Annotated in this window: 17 protein-coding genes; 2 read left to right on the forward strand and 15 right to left on the reverse strand. The window is 71.4% G+C overall.

Annotated elements, in window-relative coordinates; translation table 11 throughout:
- Positions 1–75 precede the first annotated feature (75 nt).
- The 12 genes from pssA to AB0O34_RS32270 all read right to left on the reverse strand — a co-directional run bounded on the left by pssA (position 76) and on the right by AB0O34_RS32270 (position 13,195).
- Positions 76–915, reverse strand: a complete 840-nt coding sequence (gene pssA / locus AB0O34_RS32215) for a CDP-diacylglycerol--serine O-phosphatidyltransferase (RefSeq protein WP_363921931.1) — start codon at positions 913–915, stop codon at positions 76–78.
- Positions 902–1,549: a phosphatidylserine decarboxylase gene (locus tag AB0O34_RS32220; RefSeq protein WP_363921933.1), complete on the reverse strand. Its 648-nt coding sequence runs from the start codon at positions 1,547–1,549 to the stop codon at positions 902–904. The genes pssA and AB0O34_RS32220 overlap by 14 nt, the downstream gene beginning before the upstream one ends.
- 121 nt (positions 1,550–1,670) lie before the next feature.
- Positions 1,671–2,657 carry a TerC family protein gene (locus AB0O34_RS32225; RefSeq protein WP_363921962.1) on the reverse strand — a complete coding sequence of 329 codons (987 nt, stop codon included), beginning with the start codon at positions 2,655–2,657 and terminating at the stop codon, positions 1,671–1,673.
- A gap of 175 nt (positions 2,658–2,832) precedes the next feature.
- Positions 2,833–3,942, reverse strand: a complete 1,110-nt coding sequence (locus AB0O34_RS32230; RefSeq protein ID WP_363921935.1) for a glycosyltransferase family 4 protein — start codon at positions 3,940–3,942, stop codon at positions 2,833–2,835.
- Positions 3,935–5,728 carry a lipid II flippase MurJ gene (locus AB0O34_RS32235; RefSeq protein ID WP_363921937.1) on the reverse strand — a complete coding sequence of 598 codons (1,794 nt, stop codon included), beginning with the start codon at positions 5,726–5,728 and terminating at the stop codon, positions 3,935–3,937. The genes AB0O34_RS32230 and AB0O34_RS32235 overlap by 8 nt, the downstream gene beginning before the upstream one ends.
- A 10-nt stretch (positions 5,729–5,738) precedes the next feature.
- Positions 5,739–6,617: a hypothetical protein gene (locus tag AB0O34_RS32240; protein ID WP_363921939.1), complete on the reverse strand. Its 879-nt coding sequence runs from the start codon at positions 6,615–6,617 to the stop codon at positions 5,739–5,741.
- Between the two features lie 64 nt (positions 6,618–6,681).
- Positions 6,682–7,653 carry a copper transporter gene (locus AB0O34_RS32245; protein WP_363921941.1) on the reverse strand — a complete coding sequence of 324 codons (972 nt, stop codon included), beginning with the start codon at positions 7,651–7,653 and terminating at the stop codon, positions 6,682–6,684.
- The gene (gene steA, locus AB0O34_RS32250; RefSeq protein WP_363921943.1) at positions 7,650–8,846 is read right to left on the reverse strand and encodes a putative cytokinetic ring protein SteA; all 1,197 of its coding nucleotides are present in this window, start codon (positions 8,844–8,846) and stop codon (positions 7,650–7,652) included. The genes AB0O34_RS32245 and steA overlap by 4 nt, the downstream gene beginning before the upstream one ends.
- 167 nt (positions 8,847–9,013) lie before the next feature.
- Positions 9,014–10,732: a DNA repair protein RecN gene (recN, locus tag AB0O34_RS32255; protein ID WP_363921945.1), complete on the reverse strand. Its 1,719-nt coding sequence runs from the start codon at positions 10,730–10,732 to the stop codon at positions 9,014–9,016.
- A 196-nt stretch (positions 10,733–10,928) separates the two neighbouring features.
- Positions 10,929–11,840 carry an NAD kinase gene (locus AB0O34_RS32260; protein WP_363921947.1) on the reverse strand — a complete coding sequence of 304 codons (912 nt, stop codon included), beginning with the start codon at positions 11,838–11,840 and terminating at the stop codon, positions 10,929–10,931.
- 34 nt (positions 11,841–11,874) lie between these two features.
- Complete coding sequence (locus tag AB0O34_RS32265) at positions 11,875–12,693, reverse strand: TlyA family RNA methyltransferase (protein WP_363921949.1); 819 nt, start codon at positions 12,691–12,693, stop codon at positions 11,875–11,877.
- 46 nt (positions 12,694–12,739) lie between these two features.
- Positions 12,740–13,195, reverse strand: coding sequence for a hypothetical protein (locus AB0O34_RS32270; protein WP_363921951.1), 456 nt, complete (start codon positions 13,193–13,195; stop codon positions 12,740–12,742).
- A gap of 119 nt (positions 13,196–13,314) precedes the next feature.
- Here AB0O34_RS32270 and AB0O34_RS32275 point away from each other — a divergent pair, with 119 nt between their 5' ends.
- Positions 13,315–13,662, forward strand: coding sequence for an SCP2 sterol-binding domain-containing protein (locus tag AB0O34_RS32275; RefSeq protein WP_363921952.1), 348 nt, complete (start codon positions 13,315–13,317; stop codon positions 13,660–13,662).
- A 151-nt stretch (positions 13,663–13,813) separates the two neighbouring features.
- Here AB0O34_RS32275 and AB0O34_RS32280 read toward each other — a convergent pair whose 3' ends face one another.
- Positions 13,814–14,809, reverse strand: a complete 996-nt coding sequence (locus AB0O34_RS32280) for an HAD-IIA family hydrolase (protein WP_363921954.1) — start codon at positions 14,807–14,809, stop codon at positions 13,814–13,816.
- Positions 14,810–14,863: 54 nt separating this feature from the next.
- On the reverse strand, positions 14,864–15,295 hold the full coding sequence (locus tag AB0O34_RS32285) for a tetratricopeptide repeat protein (RefSeq protein ID WP_363921956.1): 432 nt from the start codon (positions 15,293–15,295) through the stop codon (positions 14,864–14,866).
- A gap of 115 nt (positions 15,296–15,410) precedes the next feature.
- Between AB0O34_RS32285 and AB0O34_RS32290 the strand changes: the two genes are divergently transcribed.
- Positions 15,411–16,676, forward strand: a complete 1,266-nt coding sequence (locus AB0O34_RS32290) for a DUF1015 domain-containing protein (protein WP_363921958.1) — start codon at positions 15,411–15,413, stop codon at positions 16,674–16,676.
- 31 nt (positions 16,677–16,707) lie between these two features.
- Here the strand turns inward: AB0O34_RS32290 and AB0O34_RS32295 are convergent, their stop codons facing one another.
- On the reverse strand, positions 16,708–17,265 hold the full coding sequence (locus AB0O34_RS32295) for a single-stranded DNA-binding protein (RefSeq protein WP_363921960.1): 558 nt from the start codon (positions 17,263–17,265) through the stop codon (positions 16,708–16,710).
- Between the last annotated feature and the right edge of the window lie 315 nt (positions 17,266–17,580).

Genomic DNA, 17,580 nt, shown 5'->3' on the forward strand with positions numbered 1-17,580 from the left:
TGAGGTGGGCTCTGCCGACCGGCACCGGCCCGGCCCCCGGGTGCCACCCGGCCCGTTCCGCGAGCTATGACAAGGTCACCGGACGACGCTCTCGGTCTCCTTACGCTCCTTGCGCTGCTCGCGCTTGAACATCAGCACACGCAGCGGGATCGCGGACACCAGCGCGATCTGCATGGAGGCGCCGATCTGGATCAGCAGGTCGCCGCCCGTGAGGTCGGCCGCCCAGATGGTGAGGCAGGCGACGTTGACCATGATCCAGGCCAGCACGACCGCCGCCAGGTTGCCCTTCGGCTTGGGGTACTCGATGCGGCTGACCATGAGCCAGGCCACCGCGAAGACCCCGATCACCGTGAAGTACGACGGCTCGAACAGCAGCACGATCGACACCACGGTCATCGCGCCCATGGGGATGGGCAGGCCCATGAAGTCGCCGCTCTTGGTCTTCACGCAGGCGAAACGCGCCAGCCGTACGACACCCGCCGCGAGGACGGAGACGGCGGCGCAGAGCACCAGCCACAGCGGGAGCTTCTGGGAGAAGCCCGCCCAGGCCACCACCATGAAGGCGGGGGCGAAGCCGAAGCTGATCACGTCGGCCAGGTTGTCGAGCTCGGCGCCCATGGCCGAGGCCCGGAACTTCCTGGCAACCAGGCCGTCGAACAGGTCGCAGGTGGCGCCGATCAGCAGCAGCACCACGGCGGTGGCGAAGTAGCGCGGGTCGGGATGGAACTCGCGCGACTGCTGGAGCTGGGCGATCGCCGACCACGCCAGCACGCAGACGGCCATGAAGCCGCAGATCGCGTTGCCCAGGGAGAGCGAGTCCGCGGCGGAGAGCCGGAACGCCTTCCCGACGGGCCCCCGTGGTTCTTCGTCCTCGTCCACGCCCTCCATGGACCAGCCTGCGTCAGCCGTGGTCAATGCGAGTCACTCCTGCCGTCGTCCGCTGCCCAACGGTCACCGCTGGGGCGATCCCTTCTGGAAGGTAGATGTCCACCCGCGAGCCGAAGCGGATCAGCCCGATCCGCTCGCCTCGAGAGACCTTGGCACCCGCGCCGATGTAGGGGACGATGCGGCGCGCCACCGCTCCGGCGATCTGCACGAGCTCGATGTCGCCCAGTGCCGTGTCGAAGTGCCAGACGACCCGCTCGTTCTGGTCGCTGTCCTTGTTGAACGCGGGCTTGAACCCGCCCGCCACATGCCGCGTCGAGGTGACCGTGCCGTCGAGCGGGGCGCGGTTCACGTGGACGTTCAGCGGGCTCATGAAGATCGCGACGCGCGTACGGCCGTCCGGCTGGGGGTCGATGCTCTGGACCACCCCATCGGCCGGGCTGAGCACCAGTCCGGCGCCGGGGTCGCGGTCAGGATCGCGGAAGAACCACAGCATGGCGCCTGTGAGAGCGGTCAGCGGAGCCGCCGCGAGCACCCACGGGCGGGACCGCCGGGCCAGCGCCGCCGAGAGCACGGCGGCGGCGACCGTAGGGGCCAGCCAGGGGGAAACGCCACGTGCCAGCCGTACCCGGCGGCGACTGTGGCTTGGCGAATCGTTGGACACGGGGAACCTTTGGTGATGTTTGCGGCCAGAGACCGGATTGTGACTTGTCGCCGAATGTTACCCATCCCGTCGCCGTTACATAGCAATACGAGACAAGCAAATCGCTTCAAGCACCAATTCACTACCCCTGGGACACCTTCGCGGGGGCGGTGGCTTCGCCGGCCTTCTTGTCGCGCCTGGCCTTGATCAGGCTGGCCACGGTGGTTACCACCATCGTGACGCCGATGACCGAGAGGGAGACCCAGATCGGCACTTCCGGCGCCCAGGAGACACCACTGGTGGTGTGCAAGGCCTCCAGGACGAGCTTAACCCCGATGAAGCCCAAAATGAACGACAGACCGTAGCTGATGTAGACCAACCGCTGCAGCAGACCACCAAGCAGGAAGTACAGCTGACGCAGCCCCATCAGGGCGAACGCGTTGGCGGTGAACACGATGAACGCGTCCTTGGTGAGGCCGAAGATCGCCGGAATCGAGTCGAGGGCGAACAGCAGGTCGGTGGTGCCGATGGCGATCATCACGATCAGCATGGGGGTCACCATGCGGCGCCCGCCCACCCGGGCGGTGATCTTGGAGCCGACGAAGCCGTCGGTGGTCGGGAAGATCCGGCGCACCCACCGCAGCAGGAGGTTCTCCTTGAACTCCTCCTCATCCTGACCGCGCAGCATGTTGACCGCGGTGTAGATGAGGAAGGCGCCGAATACGTAGAACAACCAGCTGAAACGCTCCAGGGCGGCGGCGCCCACGACGATGAAGATGCCGCGCATCACCAGGGCCATCAGCACGCCGACGAGAAGAACCTTGTGCTGGTAGATCTTGGGAACCGCGAACCGGCCCATGATGATGTAGAACACGAACAGGTTGTCGACGCTCAAACTGTATTCAGTGAGATAACCGGCGAAGAACTCACCGGCCTTGCCCATGCCCTCGACGGCGAGCAGCCCGGCCCCGAACAACACCGCCAGCCCGACGTAGAAGCCGACCCAGAATCCGGCCTGGCGCATCGAGAACTCGCGGGGCTCGCCCCTGTCGACAATCCACAGGTCTACGGCCAGAACCACCAGCAACCCGCCGATGACCGCCGCCCATGCCCACACGGATACGTCCAAGACAAACCTCCGGCCCGCGTCAAAGTGCCGGAGGTCTCTCCCGCCCGCGCCTTGAGGCCTCGGACCGGCAGCCCCGGGCACGCCGTAAGGGACGTACCGTGATGACGAGGCTGTCGCGAAGGGATACTCCCCCCCTCAGACGAGGAGTATAGGCGAGCACATAAGCCTTACCTAATCAGCCTTTGAACGGCACCGGGGGTTCGGTGTCCGGGAGCGCCCAGTACGCCTCGCGGACCGCACGGAGCGCGGCCTCCTCGTCCGGCAGCGGACGCGCCGCCGCGGCGGCGGAGAGACGACCGGCCAGACCCGGGTCGGCCAGCAGCCTCGCGATCTCGCGCCGCAGGGCCTCCGCGTCTCCCGGCGGCACCAGCAGGGCGGCGTCGCCCACCATGCCTGGGATGCCCCCGACGGCCGTCGCGATGATCGGCGTGCCCGCGCGGAGCGCCTCCTGCACGTTCAGCGGCTGCCCCTCCCACCGGCTCGGCACGAGCAGAGCCCCGGCCGCCTGGAGCAGGTCGGCCACGTCGGCACGGTCGCCCAGCAGCCGGACGGGCAGCTCTTCCGCGTCGACCCGCTCCTGGAGCCCGCCGCGCAGCGGCCCCTCCCCTGCGACCACGAACAGCGGGCCGGGGCCGGGGTACGGGCCCCGCGCGGCGTCCAGCAGCGTCTCCAGGCCCTTCTGCTGGGCCAGCCGGGCGATCGTCAGCAAGATCGGGCGGTCCCCCGGCTCCAGCTCGGCGCGGACCTCCTCGACCGTTCTCCGTGGCGGAGCGAGAGGTGGCGCGGGGACGACGGCGTCCGCGACGCTCCGCGCACCCCGGGCGCGCATCCGCTCCCCCAGATCAGGCGCGACGACCAACAGCAGATCAGCTTTTTTCGCGACAATGCGCTCTAAAACCCCATATATCGCGCCAATCGCCCCCGTCGCGGTGAGGGCGTTGTGCAGGGTGACCACCAGGCGGGTACGGCGCCCCGCGAGGGCGAGCGCGGCCAGCGCTCCGGCGCGCAGCCCATGGGCGTGGACGACGTCCGCCCTGGACGTCACCCTCCTCAGGCGCTCAACCGCGCGCACGTCACTCAGGGGGCGCGGCCGGTCGGAGATGGGGACCTCCACGAAACGGGCGACCCCGGCGAACCCGAACGCCTCGTCCGTGCTCGCGGGACCCGCCACGACGACCTGGCGCCCGTCGCGGGCCAGCCCCCCGGCCAGCATCCGTACGTGCCGGCCCACCCCGCCCGCGCTGGTGCCGAGCACCAGGACCACGCGCCCCGCCGCCTCAGCCATCGCCATCATTCCCTTCCCGCCGCCCGTCCACGACCCGCCCCGCCTCACCGGCTGCCACGATGCCCCCGGCATCGGCGTCGGCCTGCCGTCCTTGATCGGTGCCCCTCCCGCGCACGCGGGAGAGCACCGAGGCCAGGTCGCGCCTGTCCATCACGAGCACCACGGCCAAGGAGACCGTCACGGCCGCGAGCCCGGCCAGCGCGGCCACGCCCACGTTGGCAACCGGCCCGTGGACGCTCAGGCGCGAGATGATCAGAAGGCCCGCGAGGAACCCCGCGCCGCCTCCCAGCACGGCGGCGAGCGATGCGCGCACGACGCCCGCAAGCGCCGCGGAGCCCCGCGTGCGGGCGACCGCCGCCAGCAGCAGCGCCCCTCCGGCGGTCATGCCGGCCGCGCTGCCGAGGGCCAGCCCTCCAAGCTTCCACGGGCCGGGGAACGCCAGCACGAAGGCGGTCTGCGCCACCATGACCACCAGCCAGCCGGTCACCATGCCGGCGGCCGCCGCCCTGCCCTTCCCCGCCGCGTACAGCACACGGCTCAGGTGGGCGATCAGCCCGTACCCGATCAGCCCCGGCGCGAAGAGGGCGATGGACCTGGCGAGCTGCCCGGCCGAGACGTCGCTGGCCATGCCTTCGACGAACACCGCCGCCACCGGGGCCGCGACGGCCGCGAGCGCGCCGGCGGCGAGCCCGGAGACCAGCACGACGGCCCGGGTCGTCTGCGCGGACAGGGCCGCGAAGCCGTCCCCGTCCCCGCGCTCGGCGCGCGCGGAGAGCGCGGGGAACACGCTCGTGGCGATGGGCACCGCGAGCACGGCGTAGGGCACCTGGTAGATCGCCCACGCGTAGTTGTAGCCGGCCAGCCCGCCCGCCCCGACCTGGCGGTTGGCGAGCCAGACCACCAGGGCCATGGCCGCCTGCTGCGCGACCAGGGCGCTCAGCCCCGCCACGGCCAAGCGGCGGACGCGCACGGCGACGCCCTCGGGGAAGCGCAGGGTGGGCCTCAGCCGGAGCCCGAGCCGGGAGGAGGGCCCGATCACGGCCACCACCAGCGCGAGGACGCCCAGCGTCGTGCCCACCGACAGGGCGAGCTCGGCGGGGCGCGGCACGGCCGACAGGGGGTCCTTGACTCCCTCGCTGAGCGGCACGAAGGCGAGGTAAGCGAAGACCACCACCAGGCTGGACACCAGCGGGGCCACGGCCGGGCCGGTGAACCGCCGATGGGCCTGCAGCACGCCGTACAGCACCACCGCCAGGCCGTACAGCGGGATCTGCGGCGCGAAGACGGCCAGCATCCGGGTGGCCACGGCCGTGAGATCCCCGGTGGCGCATCCCTTCACCTCACCGGCGAACAGCTCGATCACAGGGTGGGCGGCGAGCACGGTGACGACGCTCAGCGGCACCAGCAGGACCAGAACCCAGGTCAGCAGGGCCGAGGTGATCACCCCGACCTCGTCCCGGGCCCGCACCGACTCGGCGGCGCTCTCACCGGAGTCCGCCGGAGCACCCCCCGCCCGTACGCGCACGCCGGTGTCCGGGGTGAGGGAACGGGACGCCGCTCCGGCGAGCACGGGGACGACCATGCCGGCCAGCGCGCCGCCCACGACGACCTCGAAGACGATGTTCGGCACCTGGTTGGCCGTGAAGTAGGCCGTGGCCAGGCAGTTCGTGCCGACGGTACGGGCGAGCACCAACTGCTTGGCGAAGCCGACGACCCGCGCCAGGATCGTGATGAACCCGATCAGGACCGCCGCCGCGGCGACGCCCTGACCCACCCGTTTGATCATGCCGGTACGGTCATGCGGGGCGGCGGCCCAGCATGTCGAGACGGTGGAGCGCCGGGCTGCCGGCGATGACCTTGGTGAAGCTCACCTTCTCGGACGCGGCGGTGAGCGCCGCCACCGTTCCGAGCACGGCGAGGCGGGAAGGGCGCCGGAGCCCCGTGACCGCGGCGACCCCGAGCAGCGCGCCGAGCGCGTTGGCCCCCGCGTCTCCGAGCATCGCCCGCTCGCCCAGGTCCTCCGGCAGCAGGGCGACTCCCGCGCCGATCGGCACGGCGGTGAGGGCGGCGCCCGCCGGGGTGCCCTTCGTCAGGGACGCGGCCAGCAGGGGTGCGCCGGTCAGCAGGCCGACCTTGATGGCGCGGCCGGGACGAAGGTCGAAAAGGTTCGCCAGGTTGGCGCTCGCGGCGATCAGGGCGCCGTTGAGCAGGGTGTCCACCGACCAGGCCACGGGCCCCCGCCCGGAGTCGCCAGGGTCACGGGGCAGGAGCGCGGCGGCGGCCAGGCCCGCCGCCCCGATGCCGAGGATCTTCACCGCGCCGCTGGTCACCTCGCCACGTGCCAGCGCCGTCAGGTGCCCCTTGAAGCCCTTGGAGGAGGCGGCCCCGTGCAGGTCGTCGTACGCGCCGAGCGCGCCGCTGCCCGCGCACGCGAGCACCGCGGCGGCGCGCGCCCGTGCGGGCAGGCCCGGAGCGAGGGCGGCGGCCACTCCCGCCCCGGCGACGAAGGCGGGACCTTCGAGCAGGGTGATCGGCTCGCCGCGATGGTTGGTGCGCGTCCAGGTCTTCTCGTCGCCGATCGGCGGGCGGCGGGTGAACGCGGCGTAGGCCGCGCGGGCCGCGACGGCGCCGAGGGCCGCGCCCGCCAGGGCGCCGAGCCAGGAGCGATGGGCCACAGCAGATCCCTCTTCGTCAGGAGCGCCCGGCGTGAGGCCGGGGAGCGTGGTCGTCAGGGGCAGGTCAGCCGCCCGCGGCCCCCGTGGGGGTGGGCGTGGGCGAGGGGGACGGCTCCGCGGCCGTGGCGTCGGAGCCGAGGCCGTACTGCCCGGTGTCCCCGCCCACCTGCTCCCGCAGAGAGTAGACCACCACGGCCTGGCCGAAGGCCATATTGATGTTGTCGACGGTGGAGACCTTCGCCGACACGTCGCTGTCGGCGCGCAGCGCGGCGATGACGCCCGCGGCGGTCGAGGTCGGAACCGCCCCGGCGACGACGGTGCCCTCGCCGGCGTCGTCGAGACCCGCGGCCAGCGAGACGACGGCGGCGGTCTGCGCCTCGGCGGTCTCCCCCTCGTAGGGGGTAGCGGGCGCCACCATGAGGGCGAGCGTCGCGCGCCTGCCCGGGTCGCCGTCGAGGGTCACCAGGCCACCGTTCTCGAAGGAGTCGAGCACCCCCGCGGCCGAGGGGTTCTCCTTGTCGGCCTGCGTCTTGTCGGCGGTCACGATGGCGCTCGCGAGCACCGCCGCGGCCTTCTGGTACGGGGTGGCGTCCGGGGCGAAGGCCAGGGCGGTGGGCTTGGCCGTGGTCGCGAGCTGGTCGATCACCCTCGCCTGGTCGGCGTTGAGGAACTTCTCGGTGATCGTGACCCGCCCGCTCACCGTGGCCCCGGCCTGCGTGAGCACCTGCTGGAGCGGCTCGCGGAGCTTGGAGTCGGCTCCGGGCGCCTCCACGATCACGACGCGCTCGCCGGTCAGGACCGCCTGCACGAGCTGCGGGAGCCGGTCGGCGACGAAGGTGTCGCCGGCCTCGCCGCGCGACTGCAGGTCGGTCAGCTGCGAGTGCAGCTCGTTGTTGTTGGCGCGCAGCTGCGCGGTGATCTTCTCGGTGGACGCGACCAGCGGGGCGTTCAGGACCGTGCTGCCGAGCACGATGCCCACGGCCAGCGCGAGGAAGATCGCGACGATGGAGACGAGGTGATAGCGAAAATCGATCAAGAGAAGAGCCCGACCAACCAGAAGATGAAACCGTTCCAGGCGTCCCGAAGTCCGTTCAGCCAGACCTTGCCCATCGGCGAGAACCACAGGACCACGCCCACGGTGAAAAGAGCGGTGGCCACGAGCAGCAGCAGAGAGCCGATGGAGATGCGGCTGCGGTAGAGCCTGCTCACGCCCTTGGCCTCCACGAGCTTGCCGCCGACCCGCAGCCGGGTCAGGAAGGTGCTCGCCATGCCCGACCGGCCCTTGTCGAGGAACTCCACCAGCGTGCCGTGCGTGCCGACCGCCACGATCAGGCTCGCACCCTTCTCGTCGGCGAGCAGGATCGCGATGTCCTCGCTGGTGCCGGCGGCGGGGAAGATCACCGCCTGCTGGCCGAGCTGCTGCACCCGCTCGAGCCCCGGCGCCCGGCCGTCACGGTAGGCGTGCACGACCAGCTCGGCGCCGCAGCAGAGCGCGCGCTCGGAGACCGAGTCGAAGTCGCCCACGATGAGATCGGGCAGGTAGCCGGCCTCCATCAGGGCGTCGGCGCCGCCGTCCACGCCGATCAGGATCGGGCGGTACTCCCTGATGTAGGAGCGGAGGGTGGCGATGTCCTCCTTGTAGTGGTAGCCGCGCACCACGACGAGGACGTGCCTGCCCTCCATCGAGGTGCGGATGTCGGGCACCCCGACGCCGTCGATGAGCAGGTCGCGCTCGCGGCGGATGTACTCCATGGTGTTCATGGCGAAGTCTTCGATCTGGATCGACAGGCCCGCCCGCGCCTCGGTCATGGCGGCCTCGATGGTCTCGGCCGTGACCGCCTCGCCCTTGCCGACGAGCTCCTCGTCGAGGTAGATCTCCCCGTCGTGGACGCGCACCACGTCACCGTCGCGCACGCGGTCGAAGATCTCGGGGGTGGAGCCGTCGACGAGCGTCACCCCGGCGTTGACCAGGATCTGCGGGCCGAGGTTCGGGTAGCGCCCACTGATGCTGGCCGCGATGTTCACCACGACCGAAACACCGCACGCGACAAGAGCCTCCGCGCTCACCCGGTCGACGTCGACGTGATCGATGATCGCGATTTCCCCGGGCCTGAGGCGCTTGGTCAGCCTCTTGGTCCGCCGGTCGATCCTCGCCACTGCCGTCACCCCGGGAAGGTCTGACACCTTCCTGCGGCGGAGGCCCTGAACCTTAAAGGTCGGCACCTTCATCACGAACCATCCTGCCAGAGCGTGCGACCAAGATGTGCCCGCATCATGGCGTGTCAGTTTTGTCACTGTCGCTGGGGGGGCGGGCACGTAGCGCGCGACCACGGGCCCTCGCGACCCCGGTGAGTCCCCTCCGCATGCCCCCCGAGCAGGGGCATCTGGGCCTGAGCTCAGCTTGCCGCCTTGTCCGCCGCGGCGATCGACAGCAGCTCCTCGGCGTGCGCCCGGCCGAGCTCGGAATCTTCGAGACCGGCCAGCATGCGCGACAGCTCCCTCGCCCTGGCCTCCCGGTCGAGCGCGGTGACGCCGCTGCGGACCACGCGGCCGTCACTGGCCTTCTCGACGACCAGGTGCTGGTCGGCGAAGGCCGCGACCTGCGGCAGGTGGGTCACGACGATCACCTGCGCCGTGCGGGCCAGGCGGGCGAGGCGCCGCCCGATCTCCACCGCCGCCTTGCCGCCCACGCCCGCGTCGACCTCGTCGAACACGAAGGTGGGCACCGGGTCGGCGCCGGCGAAGACGACCTCGATGGCCAGCATGACCCGGCTGAGCTCACCCCCGGAGGCGCCCTTGTTGAGCGGCAGCGCCGGGGCCCCCGGATGGGACATCATGCGCAGCTCGATCTCGTCGGCCCCGTCGGGACCGAACTGGCCGCTCGGCGTGAGCACCACGACCACCTTGGCGTGGGGCATGGCGAGCGCGGTCAGCTCGGCGGTGACGGCCTCGCCGAAACGCTCGGCGGCGGCCGTGCGGATGCCGGTCACCTCGGCCGCGAGCTCGGTGAGCCGCGTGAGGAGCTCCTCGTGCTCGCGCGTGAGCTCGGCGATGCGGTCGTCGTCGCCCTCAAGCTCGGTCACCCGGGCGGCGGCCTCCCTTGCCCAGGCCAGGACCGCCGCGGTGTCCCCGCCGTACTTCCTGACCAGGCCGTTCACCATCGCGCGGCGCTCCTGCACGGCGGCCAGCCTGGAAGGGTCGGCGTCGACGGACTCGGAGTAGGCGGCGAGCTCGGTGGCCACGTCTGACACCAGATAGCCCGCCTCGGCGAGCCGGTCGCCGATGGCGGACAGCGTCGTGTCGTACGACCTGACCGCCTCGACGGCCGCACGCGCCTGCCCGAGCAGCGACACGGCGTCCTGCGCGCTCTGGAGGCTTCCCATGGGGTCGCCGAGCAGGGCGGTGTGGGCGTCGACGGCAGCGGTCTTCAGGGAGTCGGCGTGCGCGAGGCGCTCCTCCTCCTGCTTGAGCTCAAGTTCCTCACCCGGCTTGGGATCGGCCTTCTCGATCTCCTCCAGGCCGAAGCGGAGGTGGTCGGCCTCCTGCGCCCGCTCGCGGGCCCGGGTGGTGAGCTCTTCGAGGGTCTGGCTGACTTCCTTGTGGCGCTTGTAAGCCTGGGTGTAGGCGCGCAGCGGCTTTACCAGCTCCTCGCCGGCGTAGCGGTCGAGGGCGGCGCGCTGGCGGGCGGGCTGGAGCAACCGCTGCTGGTCCATCTGGCCGTGGACGGCGACGAGGTCCTCGGCGAGGTAGGTGAGTGTGCCGACCGGGACGGACCTGCCGCCCAGCCACGCGCGCGAGCGGCCCTCGCTGGAGACACTCCTCGCGATGATGAGCTCGCCGTCCTCGATGGCGCCGCCGGCGTCCTCCACCTGCTGGGCGACGCGGCCCCCTGCCTCGACGACCAGCGTGCCCTCGACCGTGGCGCGCTCGGCGCCGGGACGGACGCGCGCGGGATCGGCCCGGCCGCCGAACAGCAGGCCGAGCCCGGTCACCACCATCGTCTTGCCCGCGCCGGTCTCGCCCGTGACGACGGTGAAACCCGATGAGAGCTTCAGAACAGCCTCATCGATCACCCCGAGCCCTTTGATCCGGACCTCATCGACCCGTGGCCGCACTGGGTCCCTCCCGCCGTTTCGCCGCGCTGCCTCCGATCGGGCACACCTCGCCGGACCGTGTGGGGCTTGGCTCGGTCACCTCTCCGTGCGGGTCGATCCTACGCGGAAATCGCCAAGGTTTTCGATGACTGGGGTCGTCAACGCCCCGGACCGGGTCGTTCGCGCGGCCTCGGCCAAGGTCGCGCACGCCTCCTGGCTAGGGGCGCACGCGCCCGCGCCACCCCTGGACGGGAAGGTCGAACTTGGCGACGAGCCGGTCGGTGAAGGGCGCTCCGGTCGTGTCGGCGTCGTGCAGCCGCGCCAGCCGTACGGGAAGGTCGGCGCGCCGCATCTCGACCCGCACGCCCGGCGGGAGGTCGAACCGCCGCCGGCCGTCGCACCACAGCACACCGCCCGGCGTGCCCGGCAGGAGCTCCACGGCGATCGTCGACCTCGGGGACACCACCAGGGGGCGCGCGAAGAGCGCGTGGGCGCTGTTGGGCACCAGCAGCAGCGCCTCCACCTCGGGCCAGACGACCGGGCCGCCCGCGGAGAACGCGTAGGCCGTCGAACCGGTCGGGGTGGCGCAGATCACACCGTCGCACCCCCAACGGGACAGCGGCCTGCCGTCGATCTCGGCGACGACCTCCAGCATGCGGTCGCGCTTCTCGACGCTCGCCTCGTTCAGGGCCCAGGTGGACGCCAGCGTCTCGCCGTTGGCCCGGACCCTCACGTCGATGGTCATGCGCTCCTCGACGGTGTACCTGCCGGTCACCACGCGGTCGACGGCCTCGGCGAGGTCGGCCATCTCGGCCTCCGCGAGGAAGCCCACGTGGCCGAGGTTGACCCCGAGCAGGGGGGTGCGCGCGGGACGGGCCAGCTCGGCGGCTCGCAGCAGCGTGCCGTCACCGCCCAGCACCATGAGCACCTCGGCGTCCTCCGCGGCGGCGGAGCCCGCCGGCACGACGTCGACTCCCGGGACACCGATCTCCTCGGCCTCCGGCTCCATGACCCGGACCGTGAAGCCCTCCTCCAGGAACCGCTGGATCACCAGCCGCGCGCTGTCGACCGCGGGCTCGCGCCCGGTGTGGGCGGTGATCAGCACCGTGCGCTTCGCGCTGTTGTCCATGGTCACTCCGCTCGTCCGGCGGGCACTCCGCGCACTACTGGGGACCTTCCGCGACGGCACGCTCGATCTCGGTGTCGAGATCGGCCACCGGCTCCGGCCCGGGGCCCTTCCCGAGCCAGATGAGGTACTCGACGTTGCCCGACGGGCCGGGCAGCGGGCTCGCCGTCACCCCGCGCACCGCAAGGCCGAGCTCGGACGCCGCCCGCGCGACGTCACGGACGGCTCCGGCGCGCAGCACCGGGTCTCGGACGACCCCGCCCGCGCCCACCCGCTCCTTGCCCACCTCGAACTGCGGCTTTACCAGCATCACGAAGTCGGCCTCGGGGGCCGCGCAGGCCGTCAGGGCGGGCAGCACCAGGCGCAGGGAGATGAACGACAGGTCGCCGACGACCAGGGTGGGCGGCTCGCCCACCATCTCGGGGGTGAGGTCGCGGACGTTGACCCGCTCCATCACGGTGACCCGCTCGTCGGTGCGCAGCGGCCAGGCGAGCTGGCCGTACCCGACGTCGACCGCGAGCACGTGGGCCACGCCCGCGCGGAGCAGCACATCGGTGAACCCGCCGGTCGAGGCCCCCGCGTCCAGGCAGCGGCGTCCCTCGACGCCCAGCCCGCGCGGCCCGAACGCCTCGATCGCGCCGAGGAGCTTGTGGGCGCCCCGCGAGACGTAATCGGGGCCCTCGGCGGCCTCGGCGACGACGATGGCCGAGGCCGTGTCGACCTGGGTGGCCGCCTTGGCCGCCGTGCGTCCGCCGACGCTGACCCGGCCGCCGGTGATGAGGTCGGCGGCCTGCTCGCGGGAGCGTGCCAGGCCGCGCCGGACCAGCTCGCTGTCGAGACGGATGCGGCGGCTCACCGCGCCCCCCTCGGGACGCTCCGCGAGATCGCGTGACGCCGGTGGCTCACCTGCGGCCGTCCCCCGGGGAGGCGGACACGCCACTCCAAGCGGCGGACACCCCGCTCCGAGCGGCAGGCACGCCACTCGCAGGGGCCGGCACGCCACTCGCAGGGGAGGACGCGTCGCCCGTGGTGGCGGACGCGTCGCCCACCGAGGCGAGGGTCGCCTCAAGCCCGCTCAGGACTTCCTCGAAGACCGCGACGTGCTCACGCACGGGGAGGTCGCCGAGGCCGCTCAGCCGGGTCAGGGCAGCCACCACCCGAACCTCGCCGCTCTCCGTCATCCGCTCTTTCCACCCGCCTGCGTCGTGATCATGACGGCGCACCGCCGCCGTGTACCGCGGAGTCGCGGTGTCGCCCTTGGTCACGGCTTCGATCGCGGCCATGATGGTGTGATCGCGCGCCAGGTGACCGCCGCCTACGCGATGGCCGTTGCCCCTGACCGTATCCGAAGCTGTCACCCGTGCGATGCTCTTCTCTCCCAGGCCGCGCCCGCGCGCCGGATTTCGCGTAGTACTCAAGTGAAACGCTACCTTCCGTAGGTCAGAGGAGCTTCGGCGGATGAGAAGGGATACGACGCATGGCGACCGTCGACGAGTGCCGGACGGCGCTGGACAAGCTTGCCGAGCAGTTCGGCGAGCTTGATCAGGCGACTCGTTCGAAGCACGTGGTGGACAGGAGCATCAGCTGCCGGATCACCGACCTTGACGTGACGTTCTTCGGCAGGATCAACCACGATGGTCTCCAGACGTTCACCGAGGTCCCCCCGGTCGACGGGCGCCCGGCCGAGGTGCGCATCCGGATCTCCAGCGACGACCTGCTCTCCATGGTGAACGGCGAGCTCGACATGGCGCGGGCCCTGCTCGGTGGACGCGTGAAGATCGACGCCAGCCTGGGAGACCTGCTGCGCCTGCGCAAGCTCCTCTGAACCGCCCCACCGGCACTCTCTGAGTCCCCCTACGGCGGCTTCCATGAGCCGCTCCACCGGCGGCCTCTCTCTGAGCGGCCCTACCGGCCTGTCTCTGAGCCACCCCACCGGCGGATTCGCTCTGAGCCTTCTCCGCCGGCTTGTGACGCCCTCAGAGCTTCAGGGTCTCCAGTGCCTGTTTGAGCGCGTCCTCGTCCGCACGCCCGTCGCCCGCATGGGCCCAGGCGGCGGCGCACGCGGCGCGCAGGCCGTCCAGAGGGTCACCGCCGCCCGTCAGGCGCAGGCCCCGCGCCTCCCAGCGCGCGGTCCACCCGCCCCTGGACCACTCGTCCCCGATCGCCTCTGCCGGCGCGGGCGGCTCGTGGATGGCGGACACATCGGCGGCGATGTACGTGGGGCGGTGCTCGGGCGGTGCCGTGAGCAGGTCGATCGGGCCTGACACCCCGCTCAGCACGAGCAGGCTGTCGACCCCCGCCCGCGTGGCCGCCTCGATGTCGGTGTCGAGCCGGTCCCCCACGATCAGCGGCCTCGTGGCCCCGGTGCGGAGCATCGACTCCCTGTGCAGCGGCGGCTCGGGCTTGCCCGCCGAGACGGGCTCGACCCCCGTGGCGGTCGCGATCACGCGGGTCAGCGCCCCGTTGCCTGGCAGCACGCCGCGGTTCGTCGGCATCGTCGTGTCCAGGTTGGCCGCGACGAACCAGGCTCCCTGCCGTACGGCTAGCGCGCCCTCGCACAGCAGGGCGTAAGAGAGATCAGGCGAGATGCCCTCCACGACGGCCGCCGGAGAGTCGGCCGCCGTCGTCACCGGGCGCAGGCCCTGTGCCCGTACGGCGCAGCGCAGGCCCATGCCCCCGACCACGAGGACCGCGGAACCGGGGGGCACCCGCTCGGCGATGAGCCGGGCGGCGGCCTGGGCGGAGGTCACGACGTCGTCGGGCGTCGCCGGCACGCCGAGGGACACCAGGTGCTCGGCGATGGCGGCCGGCGTGCGAGAGGCGTTGTTGGTGACGTAGGCGAGCCGCACGCCGGTGTCGTGGGCGCGGGTGAGTGCCTCAGGGGCACCCTTCACCGCCTCGCGCCCGAGGTAGACGACCCCGTCGAGATCAAGCAACAGGGTGTCGTAACGGTCGATCAGTGCGGTCTCCATGCACCCACTATTTCGGATAAAAGCGAAAATTGCCGACTCGCTGCACAAGGCGGATCATGTCTGCCTCGCTCGCAAGGTGGCCTTTACCTGCTTCAGTGCGGAGACATAGTCGCGCAGATCCGGCCGCATCGCCACGGCGATGGTCAGGGGCTCCTCCGCCGCCTCCATGTCTCCGGTGCGCCACAGCGCCATGCCCAGACCGAAATACGCATAATCCTCGGTCGGATTGGCCGCGACGATCCATCGGAAACTGTCGGCGGCCTCCTCGTAACGGCGCGAGTTGAACTGCGCCCTGGCAAGGGCCTCCCGGATGCTGCGCGAGTCGGGCTCGGCGTCCGCGGCCCGGGCGAGAATCGCCGCCGCCGCGGCTGGGCTGCCGTCTTTCAGCAGCTTGACCCCTCTTTGAAACCACTCATAGACATCACCCGCGGGAGCGGTGGGCTCGTAGTCGGGGGATTCAGACTGGCCACTCGGTCCCTGCACCATGTTTCGAGGCCTCCTTCTGACGACAAGTCAATCCCGGCTTCCTGACGAGCCGGGCGGCGCTACGACGTCGGGGCTGTCTCTAAGCGACTCAGGCCTTTATGGCACCATGCCCGGTATGGCCATTCCTGAACTGCCGTCGCCTGACGGACTGGTGCTGCGCCCGTTCCGCGGTGTGCGCTTCGCAGTCGACGATCTGGCGGCAGTCACCTCCCCACCGTACGACCTCATCTCGCGGGAAGACGTCCAGACTCTCCTGGACGCTCACCCCAACAACGTGGTGCGGCTGATCCTTCCCGGCTCCGACCAGCACCGCTACGCCGAGGCCCGCGAGACGCTGCTCTCATGGCTCGCCTCCGGCGTCCTCGTCGCCGATGACCTCCCCGCGCTCTACGTGTACGAGCAGAGCGGCCCCGGTGTCCTGTTGCGCGGTCTGATCGGAGATCTTGGCCTCTCCGACCCCCGCAAGCGCATCGTGCTCCCCCATGAGAATGTCATGCCCGGCACGGTCGCCGACCGCCTCGCGCTCATGCGAACCACCGAGAGCAATCTGGAGCCCATCTTCCTGCTCTACGAAGGCAACGGCGGGTCCACCGCTCGCCTGATCGACGACGTGACCGCGACCCGGTCGCCTCTGGTCGACGTGCTGACCGGCGACGGCATCGCCCATCGCCTGTGGGCGCTCACCGACCAGGCGGAGCTCGACGGCGTCGCGGCCGAGCTCTACGGCCACCAGGCGCTCATCGCCGACGGCCACCACCGGTACGCCACCTACCTCGCCCTCCAGCGGGACTACCACGCCGAAGGGCGCGGAGCCGGCCCCTGGGACTTCGGTCTCGCCCTCCTCGTCGACTCGACGGCCTACCCTCCCGACCTCAAGGCGATCCACCGGGTGATCCCCGGACTTCCTCTGCAGGAGGCGGCGGCGCGCGCGAAGGGCGCCTGGCAGGTGCACGACTTCGCCCACGTGGAGGAGGCGCTTGAGGCGCTGGCCTCGGCGGTCGGCCCGGCGTTCGTCCTGGCGGGGAACGGCCCGAGCCATCTGCTGACCGACCCCGACCCCGTCCAGGTCGAGCACGCGATGCCCGCGTCGCGATCAGCGCGCTGGAAGTCGCTCGTGACCTCGGTGCTGTCGGAATTCCTCCTGCCCAAGGTGTGGGGCATCCAGGACGACGAGCAGTCGGTGCTCATCGTGCACCACGACCCCGCTCTCGCCGCGAAGATGGCTCGCCGCGAGTCGGGCACCGCCGTGATCGTACGGCCGCTGAACGTGGAGGACGTGCTCGCCATAGCCGCCGAGGGCGAGCAGGTGCCCCGCAAGTCGACCTCATTCGGCCCGAAGCCCCGCACCGGCCTCATCCTCCGCACCTTCACGACCGGCTGACACACTGCGCTCGACCCGCTCACGGGGAGCCTCAGCCTGCGTGGCAAGGTTCTCGACCGGGGTCATGGGGAGGTCGGGCCCGCACGACCAGGTCCTCGACGGGTTCACGGGGAGGCTCGACCTGCACGCCCAAGCCCTCGACCGGGCCATGGGGAGGCTCGGCCCGCATGGCCGGCCGCTCGATCGGGTCGATGGTGGTGGCAGGCTGCTGGGAGGTGGTTTCGGGCTGTCTGGTCGGCTGTTTGGGGGGCTTGTCGGCGGCGAGGGACAGACGGCCGGGCTCGAGCCTGCTCGCCCGGTGGACCTCGACCTCGTAGGTGCTGGCACCTCCGCCTGGTCCGCCCCGATATCTCTGGTGCAGCGCGCCTTCGACGCTGATCACGTCGTCGACCCGCCAGCCGGCCACGCGAGCACTCACCTCCGGATCGAAGGTGACGCAGGCGATGCCGTCGGCCTTCTTGCCGCTCGCGTGGTCGAGCGGCCGGCGCACCGCCACGCCCCACATCGTCATCAGGTCGCCGCTCGGCAACTCCTTGCCCCTCGGCGCCCTGGACAACCGCCCGACCAGCGTCACCTCGTTGCGGTGCATGTCGATCTCCCTCCAAGATCTGGTGAGTCCAGGTCTGTGAACGGGACCATTCTCAGACGGTGCCCGTCCCTCCAGGAATCCGAGCGCCGTTCTGTGGATAGCGGCGGCGAATGAGGGGGCGCACGAGCCACTATGGAATCGCTCACCTGAGACCGCGCCCAATCCACGCCTGGGCGCGACGGCGCCGGACAGGGCACACGGTCCCGGCGGACGCCCTCCCAACCGGCACCGGTGCCTTACCAACAGGTACAGCGTGAAGGCCCCGTCCTTCAGGGCGGGGATGAAGCGCGGAAGCGGCTCGAACGTTTGTGCGTA

Origin of the sequence: Sphaerisporangium sp. NPDC088356 (assembly GCF_040685555.1) — a bacterium.
Taxonomy (GTDB): domain Bacteria; phylum Actinomycetota; class Actinomycetes; order Streptosporangiales; family Streptosporangiaceae; genus Sphaerisporangium.

What these genes read in the sequence shown, in the direction of transcription:
- AB0O34_RS32230 (WP_363921935.1), bottom strand. Translation starts at nt 3,942, where the DNA reads ATGGCTGAGGCGGCGGGGCGCGTGGTCCTGGTGCTCGGCACCAGCGCG.
- AB0O34_RS32235 (WP_363921937.1), bottom strand. Translation starts at nt 5,728, where the DNA reads ATGATCAAACGGGTGGGTCAGGGCGTCGCCGCGGCGGCGGTCCTGATC.
- steA (WP_363921943.1), bottom strand. Translation starts at nt 8,846, where the DNA reads ATGAAGGTGCCGACCTTTAAGGTTCAGGGCCTCCGCCGCAGGAAGGTG.
- AB0O34_RS32260 (WP_363921947.1), bottom strand. Translation starts at nt 11,840, where the DNA reads ATGGACAACAGCGCGAAGCGCACGGTGCTGATCACCGCCCACACCGGG.
- AB0O34_RS32275 (WP_363921952.1), top strand. Translation starts at nt 13,315, where the DNA reads ATGGCGACCGTCGACGAGTGCCGGACGGCGCTGGACAAGCTTGCCGAG.
- AB0O34_RS32280 (WP_363921954.1), bottom strand. Translation starts at nt 14,809, where the DNA reads ATGGAGACCGCACTGATCGACCGTTACGACACCCTGTTGCTTGATCTC.
- AB0O34_RS32285 (WP_363921956.1), bottom strand. Translation starts at nt 15,295, where the DNA reads ATGGTGCAGGGACCGAGTGGCCAGTCTGAATCCCCCGACTACGAGCCC.
- AB0O34_RS32290 (WP_363921958.1), top strand. Translation starts at nt 15,411, where the DNA reads ATGGCCATTCCTGAACTGCCGTCGCCTGACGGACTGGTGCTGCGCCCG.
- AB0O34_RS32295 (WP_363921960.1), bottom strand. Translation starts at nt 17,265, where the DNA reads ATGCACCGCAACGAGGTGACGCTGGTCGGGCGGTTGTCCAGGGCGCCG.